At 64.5% G+C, this 21415-nt stretch carries 17 protein-coding genes and 1 tRNA gene; 12 read left to right on the top strand and 6 right to left on the bottom strand.

The window, feature by feature from the left end; genetic code table 11:
- Nucleotides 1-39: 39 nt before the first annotated feature.
- The 4 genes from paaN to AM2010_RS13835 are packed head-to-tail and all read left to right on the top strand — an operon-like array spanning nucleotide 40 to nucleotide 4542.
- The gene (paaN, locus tag AM2010_RS12980) at nucleotides 40-1755 is read left to right on the top strand and encodes a phenylacetic acid degradation protein PaaN (RefSeq protein ID WP_047807431.1); all 1716 of its coding nucleotides are present in this window, start codon (nucleotides 40-42) and stop codon (nucleotides 1753-1755) included.
- The gene (locus tag AM2010_RS12975) at nucleotides 1752-3005 is read left to right on the top strand and encodes a thiolase family protein (protein WP_047807430.1); all 1254 of its coding nucleotides are present in this window, start codon (nucleotides 1752-1754) and stop codon (nucleotides 3003-3005) included. The genes paaN and AM2010_RS12975 overlap by 4 nt, the downstream gene beginning before the upstream one ends.
- Before the next feature lie 26 nt (nucleotides 3006-3031).
- On the top strand, nucleotides 3032-4066 hold the full coding sequence (locus tag AM2010_RS12970; protein WP_082132927.1) for an NAD(P)H-dependent flavin oxidoreductase: 1035 nt from the start codon (nucleotides 3032-3034) through the stop codon (nucleotides 4064-4066).
- Nucleotides 4063-4542, top strand: a complete 480-nt coding sequence (locus AM2010_RS13835; protein ID WP_053044088.1) for a PaaI family thioesterase — start codon at nucleotides 4063-4065, stop codon at nucleotides 4540-4542. The genes AM2010_RS12970 and AM2010_RS13835 overlap by 4 nt, the downstream gene beginning before the upstream one ends.
- 162 nt (nucleotides 4543-4704) lie before the next feature.
- Here the strand turns inward: AM2010_RS13835 and AM2010_RS12960 are convergent, their stop codons facing one another.
- From AM2010_RS12960 to AM2010_RS12950, 3 genes are read right to left on the bottom strand one after another with little or no spacing between them, the layout of a single operon-like run.
- A complete protein-coding gene (locus AM2010_RS12960; protein ID WP_053044087.1) occupies nucleotides 4705-7749 on the bottom strand; it encodes a TonB-dependent receptor domain-containing protein in 3045 nt (1014 codons plus the stop codon).
- A gap of 17 nt (nucleotides 7750-7766) precedes the next feature.
- Nucleotides 7767-8714 (bottom strand): alpha/beta hydrolase, encoded by a 948-nt coding sequence (locus AM2010_RS12955; RefSeq protein ID WP_047807428.1) that lies wholly within the window; start codon nucleotides 8712-8714, stop codon nucleotides 7767-7769.
- Complete coding sequence (locus AM2010_RS12950; protein ID WP_047807427.1) at nucleotides 8714-10099, bottom strand: dicarboxylate/amino acid:cation symporter; 1386 nt, start codon at nucleotides 10097-10099, stop codon at nucleotides 8714-8716. Before AM2010_RS12950 ends, AM2010_RS12955 begins: the two co-directional genes overlap by 1 nt.
- A 199-nt stretch (nucleotides 10100-10298) precedes the next feature.
- On the opposite strand from AM2010_RS12950, the gene AM2010_RS12945 reads away from it, so the two are divergent.
- Nucleotides 10299-11984 carry a sensor histidine kinase gene (locus AM2010_RS12945; RefSeq protein ID WP_150115293.1) on the top strand — a complete coding sequence of 562 codons (1686 nt, stop codon included), beginning with the start codon at nucleotides 10299-10301 and terminating at the stop codon, nucleotides 11982-11984.
- Complete coding sequence (locus AM2010_RS12940; protein ID WP_047807425.1) at nucleotides 11981-13324, top strand: sigma-54-dependent transcriptional regulator; 1344 nt, start codon at nucleotides 11981-11983, stop codon at nucleotides 13322-13324. Before AM2010_RS12945 ends, AM2010_RS12940 begins: the two co-directional genes overlap by 4 nt.
- A gap of 200 nt (nucleotides 13325-13524) precedes the next feature.
- On the opposite strand, the gene AM2010_RS12935 is transcribed toward AM2010_RS12940, so the two are convergent.
- Nucleotides 13525-14472 carry a helix-turn-helix transcriptional regulator gene (locus AM2010_RS12935; RefSeq protein ID WP_047807424.1) on the bottom strand — a complete coding sequence of 316 codons (948 nt, stop codon included), beginning with the start codon at nucleotides 14470-14472 and terminating at the stop codon, nucleotides 13525-13527.
- Between the two features lie 97 nt (nucleotides 14473-14569).
- Here AM2010_RS12935 and AM2010_RS12930 point away from each other — a divergent pair, with 97 nt between their 5' ends.
- On the top strand, nucleotides 14570-15328 hold the full coding sequence (locus tag AM2010_RS12930) for an SDR family NAD(P)-dependent oxidoreductase (protein WP_047807423.1): 759 nt from the start codon (nucleotides 14570-14572) through the stop codon (nucleotides 15326-15328).
- Nucleotides 15329-15612: 284 nt separating this feature from the next.
- Here AM2010_RS12930 and AM2010_RS12925 read toward each other — a convergent pair.
- Together AM2010_RS12925 and AM2010_RS12920 are read right to left on the bottom strand one after the other, a co-directional pair.
- A tRNA-Gly gene (locus AM2010_RS12925) sits at nucleotides 15613-15686 on the bottom strand.
- A 37-nt stretch (nucleotides 15687-15723) separates the two neighbouring features.
- Nucleotides 15724-16620, bottom strand: coding sequence for a LysR family transcriptional regulator (locus tag AM2010_RS12920; protein ID WP_047807422.1), 897 nt, complete (start codon nucleotides 16618-16620; stop codon nucleotides 15724-15726).
- Between the two features lie 102 nt (nucleotides 16621-16722).
- Here AM2010_RS12920 and AM2010_RS12915 point away from each other — a divergent pair, with 102 nt between their 5' ends.
- The 5 genes from AM2010_RS12915 to AM2010_RS12895 all read left to right on the top strand — a co-directional run bounded on the left by AM2010_RS12915 (nucleotide 16723) and on the right by AM2010_RS12895 (nucleotide 21410).
- A complete protein-coding gene (locus AM2010_RS12915; RefSeq protein ID WP_047807421.1) occupies nucleotides 16723-18219 on the top strand; it encodes a CoA-acylating methylmalonate-semialdehyde dehydrogenase in 1497 nt (498 codons plus the stop codon).
- A gap of 64 nt (nucleotides 18220-18283) precedes the next feature.
- Entirely contained in the window at nucleotides 18284-18781 is a 498-nt protein-coding gene (locus AM2010_RS12910) for a hypothetical protein (protein WP_047807420.1), read from the top strand.
- On the top strand, nucleotides 18781-19074 hold the full coding sequence (locus AM2010_RS12905) for an I78 family peptidase inhibitor (protein ID WP_047807419.1): 294 nt from the start codon (nucleotides 18781-18783) through the stop codon (nucleotides 19072-19074). The genes AM2010_RS12910 and AM2010_RS12905 overlap by 1 nt, the downstream gene beginning before the upstream one ends.
- A 111-nt stretch (nucleotides 19075-19185) precedes the next feature.
- Nucleotides 19186-20331, top strand: coding sequence for an acyl-CoA dehydrogenase family protein (locus tag AM2010_RS12900; RefSeq protein WP_047807418.1), 1146 nt, complete (start codon nucleotides 19186-19188; stop codon nucleotides 20329-20331).
- Nucleotides 20332-20360: 29 nt separating this feature from the next.
- The gene (locus AM2010_RS12895; RefSeq protein ID WP_047807417.1) at nucleotides 20361-21410 is read left to right on the top strand and encodes an enoyl-CoA hydratase/isomerase family protein; all 1050 of its coding nucleotides are present in this window, start codon (nucleotides 20361-20363) and stop codon (nucleotides 21408-21410) included.
- Nucleotides 21411-21415 lie beyond the last annotated feature (5 nt).

Raw genomic sequence — 21415 nt, 5'->3', positions numbered from 1 at the left:
ACCGCCCCACTTTTCGAATTTGACGAAGGACCGAACACTATGGCGAGCAAGCCTGCCGCACCCGACAACGCGGCTTACGAGCAGCTGGCGGAACGACATGGCGCCACCCTGGAACGCGCGATAGAGGCCGTCGCCACGCGCGAAAGCTGGAGCCCGTTTTCGGATTCCCCCTCCAGCAAGATTCACGGCGCGGAGAAGCCGGCGGCGGGGCGCGCCGCGTTCGAACGGCTTCTCGGCACCCGCTACGGGATCGATCAGCCCGGCATCGCGGAATGGATCGGCAACGAAGTGTCGCCCTACACACGCGAAGCCCTGGGCATTACTTATCCGCGCAGCGAACCGGCGGCGCTCATCGCAGCCGGCAGCGCGGCCCTGCGCAGCTGGCGCAAGGTCGATTTCGAAACCCGCGCGATGGTCTGCCTCGAAATCGCCCAGCGGCTTTACGACCGAAACTTCGAAATGGCCCACGGCATCATGCACGTCGCGGGGCAAAGCTATGTCCAGGCCTTTGCAGGCAGCGGGCCCAACGCCCTTGATCGCGGGATCGAAGCGCTCGCTTACGCGGTAAAGGCAATGCGCGACGTGACGCCGAATGCGGTCTGGCGCCGCAAGTTCGGCCCGGACGACGTGGCCCTGGACAAGCGCTACACGATCATGCCGCGCGGGCTTGCTCTGGTGATCTGCTGCGCCTCGTTCCCCACCTGGAACGCGCATCCGGCGCTGTTCGCCAATCTGGCGACAGGCAATCCGGCGATCATGAAGCCGCACCCGATCGCGATCCTTCCCGTGGCGATGACCGTCGCTGTCGCACGCGAAGTGCTGGAAGACTTCGGCTTCGATCCTAACGTCGTGACCCTCGCGACCGATACGGTCGAAGAACCGGTGGCGGAACAGTTCATCGCCGATCCTGCGGTACAGATCATCGATTTCACCGGCAGCGCCCGCTACGGCTCGCATCTCGAAAGCACGATAACGCGCAAGGCGCTGTTTACCGAAACCAGCGGCGTGAACAGCGTCGTGATGCATTCGGTGGCCGACCTTTCGCAGAGCGCCCGCGCAATCGCCCGCTCGACCGCGCTGTTTTCGGCCCAGATGTGCACCAGCCCGCAGACCGTGTTCGTCCCGCGCGGCGGGATCGCTGCCGGAACGTCGCAAGCGAGCCCGCGCGATGTTGCCGAGGCGCTGGCTTCGGAAATCGATGCCCTTGTCGGCAATCCTGCTGCCGCCGCCAGTGTCATGGGTGCCGTGCAGGCCGAATTGAGCATGGACGTGGTGGCGCGGGTGCGCGAGGAACTGGCCGGGCGCGACGATGTTGAAATCGTGCGCGAAGCTTCGCCTTATGCCCATCCCGACTATCCGGACGCGCGGACATTGTCCCCGCTCGTCGCGATCGTTCCGAAGGAGGCCGAGGCGCTCTATGCCGACGAGCAGTTCGGGCCCATCCTGTTCGTGGTGCCCACGGACGACGGCGACGATGCCGTTGCCCAGGCGACGCGGCTCGCGAAGGAAAACGGCACGATCGCCACCTATCTCTATTCGACCGACGAGGACTTCATCGCCCGCTCGACCGACGCTTACGAGGAAGCGGGCGCGAACCTGTCGATCAACCTGCACGGCACGATGTGGATCAATTTCGCGGCCGCTTACAGCGATTATCACGTCACCGGGCTGAACCCGGCCGGCAATGCCTCGCTGGCCGATCTCGCATTCGCCGCCTCCCGCTTCCGCATCGTCCAGCGGCGGCGCCCCGAATGACCGAGCCGGTCTATATCGCGGGTATTTCCTGCACCCGCCTCGCCAAGCGTCCCGACACCAGCGTCAAGGCTCTGGTGCGCGAGGCGGTGGAGGCCGCGCTGAAGGACGCAGGCGCCAGCGTCGGCGATATCGATGCGGCCTGGTTTTCCAATACGCGCCAGCCGATGCTGGAAGGGCAGAACACCGTGCGCGGCCAGATCGCGCTGCGACCGCTCGGCTTCGAAAGCGTACCGGTGGTCAATATCGAGAATGCGTGCGCCAGCGGATCTTCCGCACTGATCCAGGCAATGGCTCACCTCAAGGCGGGAATGGCCGATATCGTCCTGGTCGTGGGCGCGGAGAAGATGGTCTTCCCGGACCGCCCCGAAGCGATGGCCGCCGCATTCGAAGGCGGGACCGACATCCACGACATGCCCGCGACCAAGGCTTTCGTCCGCTCGCTGGGTGGCGATGCCGACGATCGGAGCGCGGGCAGCCGAAGCATATTCATGGATCTCTACGCCGCTCAGGCGCGCGCGCACATGGATCGGTTCGGAACGCGCCAGGAAGATTTTGCGGCGATCGCGGCCAAGAACCACACTCACGCCCGGCATAATCCCCGGGCGCAATACCGCGAGCCGATGACGGTCGCGGAAGTGATGGCGGACAAGCCCATCGCATTTCCCTTCACCCGCGCGATGTGCGCCCCGTTGAGCGACGGCGCGGCGGCGGCGGTGGTGTGCAATGCCGCAGGGCTGAAGCGTCTCGAAAGCGCGAAGGCGCGAGCCGTAACGATCCGCGCAAGCGTTCTGCGAAGCGGGGTCGATCGGGAGACGGACGATTTCGAACAGCATATCGGCCGCCTGACGGCCATTGCCGCCTATCGCGAGGCGGGCGTCGACCCGCAGGACATCGATTGCGTCGAAGTCCACGATGCGACCGCTTATGCAGAGCTGCAGCAGATCGAAAATCTCGGCCTGGCCGAACCGGGAACCGTCGGCGCGCGGCTGGCGAAAGGCGATTTCGCCCTGGGCGGCCGCCAGCCCGTCAATGCCTCGGGCGGCCTGTTGTCGAAAGGCCATCCGGTCGGTGCGACGGGCATCATCCAGCTGCACGATCTGGCGCTGCAGTTGCGGGGCGAAGCGGGCAGCGGGCAAATCGAAGGCGCGCGTATGGGCCTGGCGGAAAATGGCGGCGGGTTCCTCCGCGGCGAAGAAGCGGCGACCGTCGTGACCATTCTGGAACGGGGCCCCTGGGCTTCCGCAGCCTGACGACCGGCCTTGCAGGGCGAAACATCATGGGTGATGCATTGAACCACGAATTGCCAAGTCACGGCGTCCAGCGATCCGACGGCCGATCGCAATTGCCGCCTTCGCTGCGGCTGCCGGTGTTTGCGGCTCCGATGTTCCTCGTATCCGGGGTCGATCTGGTCGTTGCCGCATGTCAGGCCGGCGTGGTCGGCAGCTTTCCGACCACCAATTGCCGCACCGTCGGCGATCTCGACGTCTGGATGGGTTCGATCTCGGACTCTCTGGCGGCCGCGGCCGGTAAAACTGCGCGGGAAGCGCCTGCCCCCTGGGCGGTCAACCTCATCACCCACAGCAGCAACGCCCGGCTTGCCGAAGATCTGAAGCTCGTCGCCGAATATCGTCCGCCAATCGTCATCACGGCGCTGGGTTCGCCCCGCCCGGTGATCGAGGTGGTCAAAAGCTACGGCGGGATGGTGATCGCCGATGTCGTCAATCTCGCGCTGGCCAGGAAGGCGGCCGATGCCGGCGCCGACGGGCTTGCCTGCATCGCCGCGGGCGCGGGCGGGCACACCGGGCAGCTGTCGCCGTTCGCATTCATCGCAACGGTGCGCGAATTCTTCGACGGTCCGATCGTGGTCGGCGGGGCGATTTCGAACGGCGCGGGCATCGCCGGCGCAATCGCCGCCGGGGCCGACGCGATTTACATGGGCACCCGGTTCATCCCTTCGCGCGAGAGCCTGGCCCCGGAGGCTTACAAGCAGATGATCGTCGATCACGGGACCGGGGATCTCGTGGTCAGCGACGCCATCACCGGAACGGCGGCCTCGTGGCTTCGCCCCAGCCTGGTGGCGAATGGCCTCGATCCCGACGATCTCGGCCGTCCGTCCGGCGAGCGTAATTACGATTCCAGCCAGTCACCCGCCAAACGGTGGAAGGATACCTGGGCCGCCGGGCAGGGCCTGCAGACCATTCGCGCGATCCAGCCCGTGGCCGAGATCGTGGCCGAGCTGGAGCAGCAGTACGAAGCTGCCGTGGACCGCTTCGGATCGCTGACCGCAGGGCGCGGGATCGACCCGCGATGACATCGGGAAGCATCACCGGCATTCTGCCGCAGTTCGATCTCGACCTCAGCCTCAGCGGGCTGGAAATCGCGCAGCGATGGGTCGAAGCGGGCCTGGTCGCCGGCTTCGTCGGGACCCTCGGGGTCACGCCGCTATCGGCCGAGCGGGGACAGATGCGGTTCGCCTGCCGGCCGGGCAGTCACCTGGCCAATTTCACGGGAACGATTCACGGCGGCGTCGCTGCATCGCTGATCGACGTCGCAGGCGCCGGTGCCGCGCTGACCATGATCGACGTGGGCGAGACTTTGCTGACCGTCGATCTTCAGCTGCGCTACCTCGCCCCGATCGGCGAGAATACCGAAACGATCATCGCCGAAGGCAGGGTGCGCCACCACGACCAGCGCCGCGTCGTAGCCGAATCGACGATCTACGTGGATGACCGCGTGGTCGCGATCGGAAGCGTGGCAGTCATCCGCAAAGTCGGCAAGGCGGGCTGAACCGCCGAAGCGGCACCACGCGCGGCACTTTCCGCTGTTGCCGGGTGTTCCGACGACTTCCCGGACGATCCGAAAGGTTCTGGGTGAGGCGCTTTCGCGCATCCCCCAGAACCAGCGCGGTACCCTGGCCCCAGGACAGACTATCCAGGCTGCCTGGAAGCTTCAGAACTTCTTGCGCAGTTCGACATGGAACACTCTCCCCCGCGCACTGTGCAGATCGCTGTAGAAGCCGTAAGTCTCGTCCGCGAGCGGCGGATCTTCGTCGAACAGGTTGTTGATTGCGAAGCGCAGCCGAGTCCCGTCGAGCGGCGTGTCGTTCTTGATCGAATAGGCAACCGACAGGTTCATGGTGAAGAAGGGATCGACGGGGAAGAAGTTGGCGTTCGGATCGTCCGAAACGATCGGATCGTCGCGCGAGACGCTGGTGTCGTAAACCTTGCCAACGTAGTTGCCGAAGAGGCCGACATCCACCGGACCGCTTCCCCAGTTCACCGATCCGCTGAAGCGCCATTTCGGCCTGCCGTTCACTTCCAGCAGCTCGCCCAGCCCGCCAACCGTGACGTCGAGCGGCAGGACGCCTGCGGCAATACCGGCGAGCAGTTCCTGACCGTCGGGACCGGCCGACTGGACGAAGCTTTTGAGCCGGGCAGCGTTGAAGCGAAGCCGGAACTTGCCGAGCCCGAAGTCGGGCACGCGATAGAACAGGCCGAAGTCCCATCCCTTCGATATGCGGCTGTCCAGATTGAGGTAGTCGTCGATGACGTAATCGATCTTGCCTGCGGGGGCGATGCCCGTCCCTTCGAACAGGGCAATGTCTTCGGCGGTCGGCGCAAGGCGAACGACGTTGGGGTTGGAACCGCCATCGAGGCGGCGAAGGTAATCGAGCGCGATGGCGTTGTCGTCGCCGAAGGTGCCGACCAGGCCCGTCTGCTTCACGCGCCAGTAATCCACGGTCAACGTCAGGCCCGGGATGAACCCGGGTTCGAACACTGCGCCCAGATTGATGTTCGTGCTGTCTTCGGGGACGAGGTTCTCGGTGCCCGAACGGTAGCTGATCACGCCGGCACCGGGACACGCGCCCAGATCGTCGATGAGACCCTTTTCGACCTGTGCCTGGCAGACGATGAAGTCGTCGCGGGTGTTCGATCGGGTCGTGCCCTCGTCGTTGACCTGCACCAGGTTGGGGGCGCGGAACCCTCTCGACCATGCGCCGCGGAAGGTGACCCCCGGGACGACCGTCCATGATGCCGCGACGCGCGGCACGGCAGCGGTCTCGTCGATATCCTTGAAGTGTTCGATACGGCCGGCGAGCTGGAGGTTCAGTTCTTCGACCAGCGGAACGTTCAGGTCGCGGCTGACGATAGGCACGAACACTTCGGCGAATGCGGAATACACCTGGCGCCTGCCGCTGGTGTCGGGCGAAGGGCTGGTGCCGGCCACGTCGCTGCCATTGAATTCGCCCGTCACGCTGTCGGTGAAAGTGATCGTACCGTCGAGCCGCGGATCGCGATCGTCATAGAAGGTTTCCTTCCGCCATTCGACGCCCGCGGCCACGCCCAGGTCGCCTCCGGGCAGCGGGAGCAGGTCGTCGCGGCTGATCTTGAAATCGGCCAGCGCGAGCGAAGTGCCCCCCTTGCGAAACACGGAAATCCTGAACGGATCAATCGACGATTGCGGGTTGGGCGTGCAATCGCCGTTGCCCGGATCGTCCACACAACCGCCGTTGAACGGGTTATAGGCATCGGGAGTCGTGAGATTGATCTGCTGCTGCATCAGCGTGAGCGAGACGCGGTTGCGCGCGAGGTCGATCGTATCCGCTTCCGAATAGACGAAGCCGGTATCGAAATCCCACGCGCCGAAATTGCCGCGCAGGCCCGCAACCATGCGGTAGGCGTTCTTGTCCACCGAGATATCGCGATTGCCGACGTCGACGAAGCGGTAACGCTCCATGATGAGATCGGCGCCGTCCGGTGAAATCGTGGTCCCCGGCAGGCGCTGGGGATTGGGTTCACCGTCGCGCGTCTCAGGCCCGAAGGGATTGTAGTAGGCATCGCGCGAGATGCCCACGGGAACGGCACTGAGAATCGCCGATGGCGTGATGTTCCGGCGGTTTTCCGACCGGTAGTAGCTCGCCTCGACATACGCTTCGACGCTGCTGCTCAGCTCGTAGCTCAGCAGCGCCATCGCATTGTAGCGATTTTTCTCGCTGATCAGATTGTTGCCGGAATTGCGATTGTAGCGAACGGCCGATGTCGGCGTCGATCCGTTTCGCGCGCAGATGCCGCCCCCGAAATCGAGCCGGCAATTGTCGAACGTGCTCGGCTGGAGATAGAAATCGTCATCCCCGATCGGTGTGCTGCCCGACGGGGCCTGAATGTCGAACTGACCGAACGGGCCGAAGGTATTGCGATTGTTGAACGAGGAATCGCCCTCGAAATCCGTGCCTTCCACCAGGGGAAGGCGGTTGTCGTCGGCGGCATAGTCGCGCTCCGACGCGGGCATGCCGTTTTCATGGTAATATCCGCCGTAAACCGTCAGATTGCCGCGGCCACCGCCGAAATCGAAGCCAAGCCCGCCGCTGAGGCGGTAGCTGTAGAGGCTCGTCCCATCGGACGCGCGCCAGTCCGCTTCGAGGAATCCGCCCCGCAGGTTACCCTTGAGCACGGTGTTGATCACACCCGCGACCGCATCGGCGCCATAGATTGCCGATGCGCCGTCGCGCAGGACCTCGATACGCCGCACACTGCCGGGAGCAATCTCGTTGGTGTCGGACGAGACGACGGGAACCAGCAGTTCGGTCTGAAAGCCGGGGTGCAACGTCATGCGCCTGCCGTTGATCAGCAGCAGCGTGTTGCCCGTGCCGAGATCGCGCAGGTTGATCGAACCGACATCTCCGCGTGCGTTATTGGCGGTGGTTTCGTTCTGTTCGTTGAAGGCGACGGTCCCCGCCTGGGGGATGGCGCGAAACAGTTCGTCGCCCGATGCAGCGCCCGTGTTCTCGATAGCCTGTTCGTCGAGCACGGTGACGGGCAGAACGTCATTGATCTGCGCGCCCTGTATCTGCGTGCCCACGACGACGATCTCGGGTTCGGCAGACTCAGGCTCTGGCTGTTCGGCTTCCTGTGCCCAGACTGCCGTTGGTGCTGCACCGGCGAAAAGGCTTGCCCCGCAGAGCAACGCCATTCTGGTGATCTTGATCGTGTTCATGGGTTTTCCCCTCCCCTTTATCCGTTGTCTGGATTGCGCCTGGTTTGCCAGGCTTCGAATATCTCCGGCCACTGGCTCAGAATTTCCTGCGGGGTCCCCAGCCCCCAGCCATGGCCGCCCTCCTCGAAAATGTGCAGCTCGGCCGGCGCGCCTCTGGCCACCAGAGCCTGAAACAGCGCGATCCCATGCCCGGGCGGCGTGATCGGATCGTCAGCCGCCGAAAAAATGATCGTCGGGGGCGCAGTGGCGGAAGCGTGGGTATCGAGCGACCATGCCTCCTGCGCCCCCAGGCTCGGGTCCGTCCCGATGATTTCGCGCCGGGTCCGCGTTGTATCGTAGGGCTTGCGCAGCGATACGACCGGAAACAGAAGCACGGCGAAATCGGGCCGCGCGCTTGCCGCCTCGTAGCGGTCGCCCCCTTCGTAGAGGTTTCGATCGGGCAGGAGCGCGGTGTAGCCCGCAAGGTGCCCCCCTGCGGAAAACCCCATGATCCCGATCGCATCGCGCCTTACGCCGAATTCGTCCGCGCGGGTCCGGATGATCTTCATCGCCCGCTGCGCGTCGGCGAACGGGGCACTTGCTTCCCAGCCGTCGTTCGGCAGGCGGAAAATCAGCTCGAACACGGTGTAGCCGCGATTCTGCAGCCACCGCGCCGCGGGGGTCGATTCCTTCCATAGCTGGATGCGGAAGTATCCGCCGCCGCCCAGCACCAGCACCGCCTTGCCGTTGGGCGCATTCGGACGATAGACACGCATCCGCGGGTTGGAGATGTTCGATACCGCGCCGTATCCCGACCCCTCGCCGCCGATCTTCTCTGGTCCCTTGGGCCCGCCTTTGCCCGGCGGCGTACCCGGCCAGAGTGCGATCTCCTCATACGGATGCGCCGCGAGCGGCGAAGCCGGCGAAACGAGCCCGGCGGCGGCGATCGCCCCGGTCGCGCCCAGCACCGTGCGTCGGGTGATCATCAGACTTCCCCCCCGGAATGCGCGATTGCGGGCTGGTGCGGGCTCGTGCGCTCGTGACGCTCGCTGTCCGCAGCGGGAAGCGGCAGCGGCTCTCCACCCATTGCCGCCGCAAGCCGGTTCTTGTCGAGCGCGCCTTCCCACTTGGCCACGACTATCGTGGCGACCGCGTTGCCGATGAAGTTGGTAAGCGCCCGGCACTCGCTCATGAAACGATCGATGCCCAGGATCAGTGCCATGCCGGCAACCGGGACCGAAGGCACGACCGACAGCGTCGCCGCGAGGATCACGAAGCCGGCCCCGGTGACGCCCGCCGCCCCCTTCGAACTCACCATCGCGACCAGCACCAGCGCGATCTGTTCGCCCAGCGACAGATCAATGCCGACCGCCTGGGCGATGAACAGGGCGGCCAGGGTCATGTAGATATTGGTGCCATCGAGATTGAACGAATATCCCGTCGGCACGACCAGGCCGACCACCGTCTTGCGGCAGCCGGCGACTTCCATCTTCTCCATCAGGCTCGGCAGTGCAGCTTCCGAAGAGGACGTTCCCAGAACCAGGAGGAGCTCTTCGCGCAGATACCTGACGAGCGCAAAGATGGAGAAGCCCGTCAGCCGGGCGACAGTGCCCAGCACCAGAACGATGAACAGCAGCGATGTCAGGTAGAACGTGCCCACCAGCGCCGCGAGGCTGACCAGCGAACCTATCCCGAATTCGCCGATCGTAAAAGCAATCGCCCCGAACGCGCCAATGGGCGCGAGCTTCATCAGCATGTGGACGAGCTTGAACACCACCTCGTTCAACGAGGTCAGAACGTCGAGCACGAGATCGCTCTTGGGGCGCGTGGCGGACAGGGCGACCCCGGCGAGGATCGCCACGAGCAGGACCTGAAGGATGTTTCCTTCGGTAAGGGCACTGAACAGTGTGGTGGGAATGATCGCCAGCAGGAAGCCTGACAGCGTCTGCTCGTGCGCAGTGTCGGCATAGGCAGCGACCGAGGACCGATCGAGCGTGGCCGGATCGATATCGAGGCCGGCGCCCGGCTGCACGACGTTGGCCACGATCAGGCCGATGATCAGGGCCAGTGTGGAGAAGAACATGAAATAGGCGAGCGCCTTGACCGCAACGCTGCCGACCGCGGTCATGTCCTTCATCGAGGCTATGCCGGTCACCACGGTGAGGAAGATCACCGGGGCAATGATCATCTTGACCAGATTGATGAACGCATCGCCCAGCGGCTTCAGCGACGCGCCGAGATCGGGCACGAAATGTCCGAGCAGCGCGCCCGCGACAATCGCCGCGAGCACCTGGACGTACAGCATCCGGTAGAACGGCTTGCGTCGCGGCTCTGCGCCGACCGGTATCCGATCGTGATCGATCACTGCCATCGCTTCAGTCACCCTCTCTGCGCCATCTGCTGGCGTCTCGGGATGCAGGCTAGGCGTGGCGGGAGGACCATGCCGCACAAGACACGGAATTTTTTTCAGTCAATAAATTCAAATACATGACTGCGATCAACCTGAGATTTGTGCGGATTTTCGCACACGCATTTTGACAGTTGTGTGAAATTTCGCACAGAGCGTGATCGTGCATCGCATCGCAGGTCTTCTCCGCCCCCGTGGCAGGCTGGTCGCATTGGCCGCGATCGCGCTCGTCCTGCTGGGTGCGGCGATATGGTCGATCGATCACCTGGCCCGAACGAGAGCCCTTGCGTCAGCGCAGCAGGATGCGCGCAACGAGGCGATGATTATCGCGACCAGCCTTCAGGCAGAGCTCGACAAGTTCAGCCTCGTCCCACTGGTGCTCGCGGAAGATCCGCAGGTGAGTAGCCTTCTCTCGGGCGCACCGGGCCAGAGGGCCTTGCTCAACCGCCGGCTGGAGGACCTCGCCCGCCAGACAAACGCCGCCGTGATCTACCTGATGGACGAAAGCGGACAGACGCGGGCTGCGAGCAACTGGAAGTTGCCCACGACATTCGTCGGCTCGAACTACAGCTTCCGGCGCTATTTCCAGCAGGCGATGGAGACGGGTTCGGCAACCCAGTTTGCCCTCGGCACCGTCAGTCGCCAGCCGGGTCTGTACATCGCCCAGCGGGTCGTGGCGGACGGGCAACCCGTTGGCGTGGTTGCGGTGAAAGTCGAGTTCGACGCGCTGGAGGCGAATTGGGGCGCGGCAACGCATGGAGTCTTCGTGACGGACCGCGATGGGGTGGTCCTTCTGGCAAGCGACGAATCCTGGCGCTTCCGAACGATCGGCCCCGCACGAGCATCCACACGCGACCGCGAGCTGGACCGCCTGCAGTTCGGGGTGGAGGCTCTGGAGCCGCTGGATATCGGGGGCCGCTCCGGATTCGGTCGGGCGGTGACTGCCCCGCTGTTCGATACCGAACAGCCCATCGCGCTCGATGGCTGGACTCTGCATCTCCTGGCCGACCCCCGGCCGCGAATAGATGCCGCGGTTGCCAACGGCCGTTTCTACGTCCTGCTTGCGATCGCCCTGGCCGGAGGTGCGATCGCTCTTGGACTGTACCTTCGTCGCCGCAGGAAACTGCTGGACGAAGCCTTGCTGACCGAACGGACACGCACGTTGAGCGAACAGCTCAACCAGGCCAACCGACTGGCTACGCTGGGTCAGGTATCGGCCGGCGTCGGGCACGAGATCAGCCAGCCGGTCGCAGCGATCCGCGTCTTTGCGGAGAACGGCGAACGTCTGTTGTCTGCCGGCAGAGCGACCGACGCCGGCGGGAACTTCCGGCAGATCGTCGACCTGACTGAGCGGATCGGCAGGATAACCTCCGAATTGCGGCGGTTCGCCCGCCGCGATGCCGCCGAACCTCGCAACTTCCCGCTCAGGGAAGCCATAGACGGCGCCCTCCTCCTGCTTCGTGACCGGGTGGGGCGGTCGGGGGCGACGCTGATCACCCCGCTCGCCGATGATTGCGCCGTTCAGGTACGTGCGGAGCCCGTGCGGCTTGAACAGGTGCTCGTGAACCTGTTGCAGAATGCCCTCGACGCGGTGGGGCCCGGGGGCAGGATCGAACTGTCTGTCGTCAATGAAGCAGGGTTCTGCAATCTGAGTGTGATCGACAATGGCCCCGGCCTGAGCGGTGAGGAAACGGAACAGCTGTTTCAGCCGTTCGCCACCGCCAAGCCGGATGGGCTCGGCCTGGGACTGGTGATTTCGCGCGGCATCATGCGGTCGCTCGGCGGGGATCTGTCGCTCAGCGCCCGCGACGGGGGCGCCGAATTCGTCATGCGGATCCCTCGCGCATGAGCACTGGTAACCAGGTCCGGGTCGTCTTTATCGAGGATGACGCGCCGCTGCGTGAAGCGGTGGTGCAGGGGCTCGAACTCGAAGGTATTTCGGTCGAGCCGTTCGAAACCGCCGCACCCGCGCTGCAGCACCTGACGCGCGAGTTCGATGGCGTCGTGGTCAGCGATATTCGCTTGCCCGGGATGGACGGCCTCGAGATGTTCGAAGCCGTCCGGGCGCTGGACGACGAACTTCCAGTGATCTTCACTACCGGTCACGGCGACGTGGCGATGGCAGTCGACGCAATGAAGAACGGCGCGTCCGATTTCCTGACGAAGCCCTATTCATCGGCCGCCATCCTCGACGCGATCCGGCGCGCCGCCGGCCGGCGCGCACTGGTCATCGAAAACCGGCGATTGCGCGACGCCCTGCGCAGCCGCACATTGCCGGCCCTGCTCGGCAGTTCGGCGCTGGTCGACCGGTTGAAACGTCTGGTCGCGGAAGTCAGCAGGGCTGAAATCGACCTGTTCCTGACCGGCGAGAGCGGGACGGGAAAGAGCTTTCTCGCGCGCCAGATTCATGATCTCAGCCCCCGTCACGAACGCCCCTTCGTCACCATCGGGGCCGAGACCTGGGCGCACCAGGATGCCGAGCTGATCATCTTCGGCCGCGATCCGGGCAGTGCATTATCGCGATCGGGGCTGATCGAACGGGCCAGCGGCGGAACGCTGTTTCTCGACGACATCGAAACGATCCCGGTCCCGCTCCAGGCGCGCATGCTCGGTGTGGTCGAACAGCGCCGCTATTTGCCGATCGGGGCGGCACGTCCCCGGCAGGCGAACCTGCGGATCGTTTCGGCCGCGCGGAACCTGCTGGCCGAAGGGGAGACGGACGGCGGTGTCAGCCGATCACTGATCAATCGCCTTCAGGGCGTAACACTCGCGCTGCCGCCCCTCGCCTCCCGCCGCGAGGACGTTCCGGTAATTTTCCGCCATTTCGTTGCCGAATTCGAACGCGAGTTCGACCGGAGCGCCAAGCCGATAGGCGACACCATCTGGCAACATCTGATGACTCACCTCTGGCCGGGCAATCTGCACGAATTGCGCGCCTTCGCACGCAATCACGTGCTGGAGCTGGATTCGCCCGCTGGATCGGGCTCGGGCATGCCGGGCAGGCAATCGGGTACACTGCGCGACCGGCTCGCTGCCTTCGAAAGGGCGGTTCTGGAAGACACCCTGCGAAATACCCGCGGGAATATCCCCCAAGCGATCGACGAGCTCGGCCTCCCGCGCAAAACGCTGTACGATAAACTGGCCAGACACCGGCTGAACCCCCGGGACTATCGCTTGATCCGCGATTGAAAATCCGCGCGTTCGGATCGCTGGCCCTCGCTGCGGCATGAAGGGAGGCAGGCGACCGCCCTGAAGGCAGCAGGAACGGCATGTGGATCAGATCATGGGCAGGCGGAAACCTGGTCTTGTGCGCGATCCCGGGCGAGCGAATGCGCACGCGAGGCAGGAATTTAGACGTGAAGCCGCGCAACAGCGCCGATGCCGTCTCGTCAGGCAATGGCGCCTTCGAATTCCTCCGCCGCAATGCCGGGGGATGCCGCGGCTGCTTGGCTGGCATAGCGCGCCGGGGAGACACCCACGTTTCGCCCGAATGCGACGCTAAAGGCGCTGGCGGAGCTGTATCCGATCTGCCGGGCGATCGCGCTCACGCTCAATTCTCGTTTGCGCAAGAGGTCCTTGGCCAAAGTCATCCGCCATGCCGTCAGGTATTCCATCGGAGCCAGGCCGACCGCGCGTTGGAACCGGTCATGGAACCCCGATCTGGACAGCGCCGCCTCACGCGCCAGTTCTGTCACCGTCCATCCACGCCCAGGCTCTGCATGCATGGCTCGAATGGCCACGGCCAGCCGGTCGTCCGACAGCGCCCGCAGCAATCCCGGATTGTTGCCCGGTTCGGCCGAAGATCGCATCGCCTCGATCAGCAGCACCTCCAGCAAGTGCCGCAACACCATTTCCCGCCCCGGTTTGCTGCCGACGGCCTCTTCTCCCAGCAGCTGCATCAACATGGCCAGGCGATGCTCGCCCCGCACGACCACCAGTTCGGGCAGCAACGATGACAGCAAGCCAGCATCGTCGGACTGGAAGACGCAGTAGCCGACAAGCGCCCTCATATCGATCGGGCCGTCAGCGCGACCGACGCGGTAATCGCCTCCGGGCAGAATGACCGGAGCCGTCACCAGGTCCCTGTCGCTGCTTGGCACGGCACTCCACATCATGAAGTCCTGCGCAAAGGGGATAAGGATGAAATCGCCGGCGTTGACAATGATCTCGCCGCTCTTGCGGCCCCAGTAGCGCAAGCTCCCGTTGAGAACCGCGACGTAATAGGGATTGGGCGATTGCGTGCGCCGGACGCGCCATGGACCTGATCCGGTGACACATTTCGAGAACGGCGCACCCGGCTGCAGCAAGCTGACGATTTGCGCCAGGGGATCGGTCATTCTGGACTCATGCGAAATTTCTTTGGACGTACGGATATAGAACGTCCAGTCGCCCGTGACCATGTCCTGATCGTCCACTCAAGAACAGGATCGTATCATGACCGAGAACACGCGCATCGCCCTCGTCACCGGCGCCAATCAAGGCATCGGCCTGCAAATCGCAACCGACCTCGCCGCTAGCGGTCTCACCGTGCTGCTCGCGTCGCGCAATCCCGAACGCGGCGAGGCAGCCGCACAAAGCCTTTCCGGAGAGGTCCATCCCATTCAACTCGATGTGACGGACGAGGCTTCGATCAACGCCGCCGTCGCACAAGTCGAGAAGCAGTTCGGCCGCCTGGATATCCTGATCAACAATGCCGCGATCTCCCGGGCCAACGGGAAGGAAAGCGAGACAATGGAGAGCTATATCCAGCGCTCGCGGGCCTCTCTCATCTCGGTGGACGAGGTCCGAGCCATCTGGGAGACCAATGTGTTCGGGGTCCTGGCCGTCACGCAGGCCTTCCTGCCGCTGCTGCGCAAGTCGGAAGCCGCACGTATCGTCAATGTTTCAAGCGGACTTGGCTCGCTCACCATCAACTCCACGCCGCACCCTTACCGAGCGACATTCAACCCCGGATATGGCGCGTCCAAGACGGCGCTCAACGCCCTGACAGTCGCATTTGCGATCGACCTCGAAGCGGAAGGCATCATGGTCAACGCAGTGACGCCGGGCTTCACCAGCACCGCGCTCAACAATTTTGAAGGCACCGAGACCGTTCAGCAGGGCGCCGCCGAAGCAGTGCGGATTGCTCTCCTCGGCGGTGACCGCCCCACGGGTACCTTCACGGGTTCGGTAAACGAAACCTGTCCCTGGTGATCAATCTGCCGCCGCGCCTGATCGCGCTGAATGCAGCGGTTTGGATTGCGGCGAGCGATGCGCCCGATCGCGCTTGAGCAGCTCGCCTCCGGGCGTCTGACTGATCGTGAAAATGAGCTGTGACACCTCGCGATTCTCGTTTTTTTCGAGAGCCGCAACTGCAATTGGTCGAAACGCACTCCGTCCGAAAACGCGAGCGGCAAATGCAGGACAACCGAACGCCAGAAACCCTCGGATTTCCAAGGGTTTTATGGCGTTTCCGGGATGTTTTGGGAAGGCGGCCGTGGAGCGGGTGAAGGGAATCGAACCCTCGTCGTCAGCTTGGGAAGCTGCTGCTCTACCATTGAGCTACACCCGCTTTGGGAGCGCGCATTTGCCTGAAGGTGGGGCGGCGGTCAATCGGGCATGAGCAGTGAACGGCCAGCGCGAACGCAATCCAGCAGCCAGTCGCGCGCGATCCGCACTCGGGGCAGCCCGTGCATGTCCTGGTGGGTGACGATCCAGAAACTGCGCTGGATCATCCGCTCGCGACATACCGGAACCAGCCCGGGCGCGCGGTCGCCGATAAAGCAGGGCAGGACCCCGATCCCTGCGCCTTCTTCGATCAGGCGGCTTTGCGCGTTGATGCTCGTCGAGCGGATATCCGCCGACAGGCCCGAATGAAAATCGTCCAGATAATTGAGTTCGGGCGCGTAAAGGAGTTCGGGGATGTAGCTGACCAGCCGGTGCCCCCGCGCAAGATCGGCCGGCGCGCGCGGTTCCCCGTGGATTTCCAGATAGTCGGCGCTGGCATATAGCCGAAGGCTGTAATCGGCGAGCTTGCGCGAGATTACCGGCCCCGCTTCCGGCCTCGACAGCATTACCGCCAGGTCGGCTTCGCGCCGCGACGGGCTGAGAAAGCCGCTGCTGGCAACCAGTTCGATCGAAAGATCGGGATGCGTGCGGGCAAACCGGGGCAGGTAGGGGGTGAGGAAGCGACTGCCGAACCCTTCCGAGACACTGAGCCGCAAGTTGCCGCCCAGCCCCGATCGCTGTTCGCGTGCGCTATCGATCGAGCGCACGGCGCGCGCCATCGTCTCGGCCCTGGCCAGCAGCCCTTCACCGGCCTTGGTCAGCGTCTGGCCCTCGCGCGTGCGTTCGAACAATGTGGTTTCGAGCTGCAGCTCCAGCCGCCGCAGCCGGCGCCCGAGCGTGGTCGGGTCAAGCCGCAGGCCCCGTGCTGCGCGCGCAATCTGCCCTGCCTCGGCCACCGCCAGGAAGACGCGCAGATCGTTCCAGTTGATATCCTGCATAATCGCAGCTTCTACCTGCAGGATTGAGTGTTGTCTGTACGCTTGCAATCGGCACGATCCGCGCCAGATCGAGCGCTAACGAGAACCAGCAGGAGAGATGCCATGCGTCAGGTGAACCATTTTATCGCCGGGGGAGCCAGCGGCGGCACGGGGCGCAGGCACCAGGTGTGGAACCCCTCGACCGGAGAGGTCCAGGCAGAAGTTGCGCTGGGCGATGCCGCGATGCTCGACCGGGCGGTCGCGGCCGCGAAGAAAGTCCAGCCGGAATGGGCGATAACCAATCCGCAGAAGCGCGCGCGGGTCATGTTCCGTTTCAAGGAACTGATCGAGGCCAATATGCAGGACCTGGCCGAGATGCTTTCGAGCGAGCACGGCAAAGTGGTCGACGATGCCAAGGGCGACGTGCAGCGCGGCCTGGAAGTGATCGAATACGCCTGTGGCATTCCGCAGGTTCTCAAGGGTGAATATACTGTTGGCGCCGGGCCGGGCATCGATGTCTATTCGATGCGTCAGCCACTGGGCATCGGGGCCGGGATCACGCCGTTCAACTTCCCGGCGATGATCCCGATGTGGATGTTCGGCATGGCGATCGCGGCGGGCAATGCCTTCATCCTGAAGCCGAGCGAGCGCGACCCGAGCGTGCCGGTCCGCCTGGCCGAACTGTTCCTGGAAGCCGGCGCGCCCGAAGGGCTGCTGCAGGTCGTCCACGGCGACAAGGAAATGGTCGATGCAATCCTCGACCATCCCGACATTGCAGGTATCAGCTTCGTCGGCTCCAGCGACATCGCGCATTACGTCTATCGTCGCGGGGTCGACAACGGCAAGCGCGTCCAGGCCATGGGCGGGGCGAAGAACCACGGGATCGTCATGCCCGATGCCGATCTGGACCAGGTGGTGAACGACCTGGCCGGCGCCGCCTTCGGTTCGGCGGGCGAGCGCTGCATGGCGCTGCCGGTCGTCGTTCCGGTGGGCGAGGACACGGCCGATCGCCTGCGCGAAAAGCTGATCCCGGCGATCGAAGGGTTGCGTGTGGGCGTATCGAACGATCCCGACGCGCATTACGGGCCGGTCGTGACGCCGGAACACAAGGCGCGGATCGAACAGTGGATCGACACCGCCGAGGGGGAAGGTGCCGAAGTCGTCGTCGACGGGCGCGGGTTCTCGCTCCAGGGGCACGAGAATGGCTTCTTCGTCGGGCCGACCCTGCTCGACCGGGTAACCCCGCAGATGAAATCCTATCAGGAGGAAATCTTCGGCCCCGTGCTCCAGATCGTCCGGGCGGCGGATTTCGAGGAAGCCGTACGCCTGCCGAGCGATCACCAGTATGGCAACGGCGTCGCCATCTTCACCCGCAACGGCCACGCGGCGCGCGAATTCGCGGCCCGGGTGAACGTCGGCATGGTCGGGGTCAACGTTCCGATCCCCGTCCCGGTCAGCTATCACAGCTTTGGCGGCTGGAAGCGCAGCGCCTTTGGCGATACCAACCAGTACGGCACCGAAGGTCTGAAGTTCTGGACGAAAGTGAAAACCGTGACCCAGCGCTGGCCCGATGGCGGCGGCGATGGATCGAACGCTTTCGTCATCCCGACAATGGGGTGACCGGATGCCGGGAAAGTCGGCTCGTTTCGCGAGTTGACGCCAACAGCGAAGACAGGAGAGTTCGATGCGAACGATTTCATTCCTTGCGGCTTTACCGGCCCTGGCGCTTGTCGCCTGCGGAGAACCCGCAAGCGACGCCGACGCCCCCACACCCGACGGGACCGAAGATGCAATGCCGGTCGAACCCGACGGCGGGATCGGCGACGGTGCCGCGCCGCTGGACGCAGATGGCACCGGCATTCCGGCCGCGCTGCACGGCCGCTGGGGGCTGGTTGCCGCCGATTGCACCTCGACCCGCGGCGATGCCAAGGGGCTGATCGAAGTGGACGGCCAATCGGTGACGTTCTACGAATCGCGCGCGACGCTGGATAACGTGGCCGAACGTGATGGCGATTCCATCCGCGCAACGTTCGCCTTTACCGGCGAAGGGATGGAACGGACCCGCGACATGGCGCTCGAATCCGCGGAAGACGGCGCAGCCCTGATCCGCAGCGAATATGGCGAAGGTGCCATTCCCGAACCCCTGCGGTATGTCGAATGCCCGAGTGAAGGAGAAGCCTGATGCCCGATCTGAAAGCCCTCGCCGTTATAGCGCCCGCCGCGATGCTGGCCGCCTGCGCCACCACCGCCGATAGCCCCGACGGCGGCCCCGGCACCTGCAGCGCCGATGCGGCCAGCGCCTATGTCGGCCAGAAGGCAACCGGGCAGGTCGGCTCGCGAATCCTGCAGGCCACCGGCGCGCGCCAGCTGCGTTGGGGCCCTCCCGGTGCAGCATTCACGATGGATTTCCGGCAGGACCGGGTCAACGTGATGTACGATCAGGCGATGACGATCACCGACGTCACCTGCGGGTAACCCCGCGGCATGCAGCGGCCCGGCCATATCGCCGGCCGGGCCACTGCGCGCGACGCCGCACCTCCCCCTCCCGCCGTGCTTGCCCCGGCGCCACCGAAGCAGAGCCTGCCCATGACCGGACAATTCCAGCTGACCGATGATCAGCTCGCCATTCAGGAAATGGCGCAGCGTTTCACCGCGGACAACATCACCCCTTTCGCTGCCGAATGGGACGAAACGCATCATTTCCCGCGCGACGTGATCCAGAAGACGGGGGAACTGGGCTTCGGCGCGATCTACGTTTCGGAAGAAAGCGGCGGGATCGCGCTCGGCCGGCTGGAAGCCGCGTTGATCATGGAAGCCATGGCTTACGGCTGCCCGGCGACGAGCGCCTATGTCTCGATCCACAACATGGCGTCGTGGATGATCGACAGTTTCGGCAGCAGGGAAGCCAAGGCCAGATTTCTGCCGAAACTGGTGACGATGGAAAACATCGCCAGCTATGCGCTGACCGAACCGGGCAGCGGATCGGACGCCGCAGGCCTCAAGACAACCGCCCGCCGCGATGGCGACGACTATGTCCTGAACGGGACCAAGCAGTTCATTTCCGGCGGCGGCTTCAACGATATCTACGTCGTCATGGTCCGCACCGGCGAGCACAAGACCAGGGGCATCACCTGCCTGGTGGTGGAAAAGGACACCCCCGGCGTCAGCTTCGGCAAGCCGGAAAAGAAGCTCGGCTGGAACGCCAGCCCCACGGCGCAGGTCGTCTTCGAAGACGCACGGATACCCGTCGCCAACCGGATCGGCGACGAGGGCGAGGGGTTCCGCTTCGCGATGATGGGGCTCGATGGCGGGCGTCTGAACATCGGGGCCTGCTCGCTCGGCGGGGCGCAGCGCTGTCTTGACGAAGCGGTGAAATATACCCGGGAACGCCAGCAGTTCGGCCAGCCGATCGCCGATTTCCAGAACACCCAGTTCATGCTGGCCGATATGGCGACCGAGCTGGAGGCGGCCCGCGCGCTGCTCTATCTCGCCGCGGCCAAGGTGACCGACAACGCACCCGACAAGAGCAAGTTTTCCGCCATGGCCAAGCGGCTCGCGACCGACAGCGGCAGCAACGTGGTGAACGACGCGCTGCAGCTGTTCGGCGGATACGGATACCTGAAGGAATACCCGATCGAGCGTTTCTGGCGCGACCTGCGCGTCCACTCGATCCTCGAAGGGACCAACCAGGTCATGCGCATGATCGTGGGCCGGGACTTGCTGCGCCAGTAACCGCGACCCGCGGCAACATGAGAAACCCAATGACCGAGAACCTGAACATCCACGCGCATGGCCGCACCGGCCACCTGTCGCTCAACCGCCCCAGGGCGCTGCATGCACTGACGCTCGACATGTGCCATGCGATGAGCGCGGCGCTCGCCGATTGGGCGGCCGACGACGGTGTCGAGGCCGTCATCCTCGACCATGCCGAGGGGCGCGGCTTCTGCGCGGGGGGCGACATCAATCTGCTGCGCCATTCCGCGCTCAACGATGGCGGGAAAAGCGGGCGCGAATTCTTCCACGACGAATACCGGCTCAACCACCAGATGTTCGAGTACGGCAAGCCGATCGTGGCGTTCATGGATGGCATCACCATGGGCGGCGGCGTCGGTATCGCGCTGCCGTGCAAATATCGCGTCGCGACCGAGAACACGCGCTTTGCCATGCCCGAAAGCGGCATCGGCCTGTTCCCCGACGTGGGCGGCGGCTGGCATCTGTCGCGGCTGGGCGGGCGGCTCGGCCAGTTCCTCGCGCTGACCGGTGCGCGGCTCGACGGGGCGGAATGCGTCTGGGCGGGTATCGCCACGCATTACCTGCCGGCTGAGAAACTCGCCGAAGCCAAGGCGCGGATTATCGAGCATCCCGACCGGATCGGCGGGATCCTGTCCGAACTTTCCACCACCCCGCCGCCCGCGCGGCTGGAAGAGAATGCCGCGCTGATCAAGAAACACTTCGCCTCGGATCGCTACGAGGACATCCTCGCCAGCCTCGAGGCAGACGACAGCGAATGGGCGGCGAAGGAGCTCGCCACGCTGCGCAGCAAGAGCCCGCAGACCTGCAAGGTCGCGCTGCGCCAGCTGGCGACCAGCGAAACACTCGACAGCTTCGCCGACAACATGCGCATGGAATATCGCATCGCCAGCCGCGTGCTGACCCGCCCCGATTTTGCCGAGGGTGTGCGCGCGGTGATCGTCGACAAGACGAACGACCCGCAATGGAACCCCGCAGCGCCCGAGGGCGTGAGCGAAGAATTGATCGACAGCATCTTCGCCCCGTTGCCCGAGGGCGAGGAATGGACGCCGCTGAAGTAAAACCC

Source organism: Pelagerythrobacter marensis (assembly GCF_001028625.1).
GTDB lineage: Bacteria > Pseudomonadota > Alphaproteobacteria > Sphingomonadales > Sphingomonadaceae > Pelagerythrobacter > Pelagerythrobacter marensis.
The sequence above is the reverse complement of the archived record's forward strand: the minus strand, read 5'-3'. Positions and strand labels throughout refer to the sequence as shown.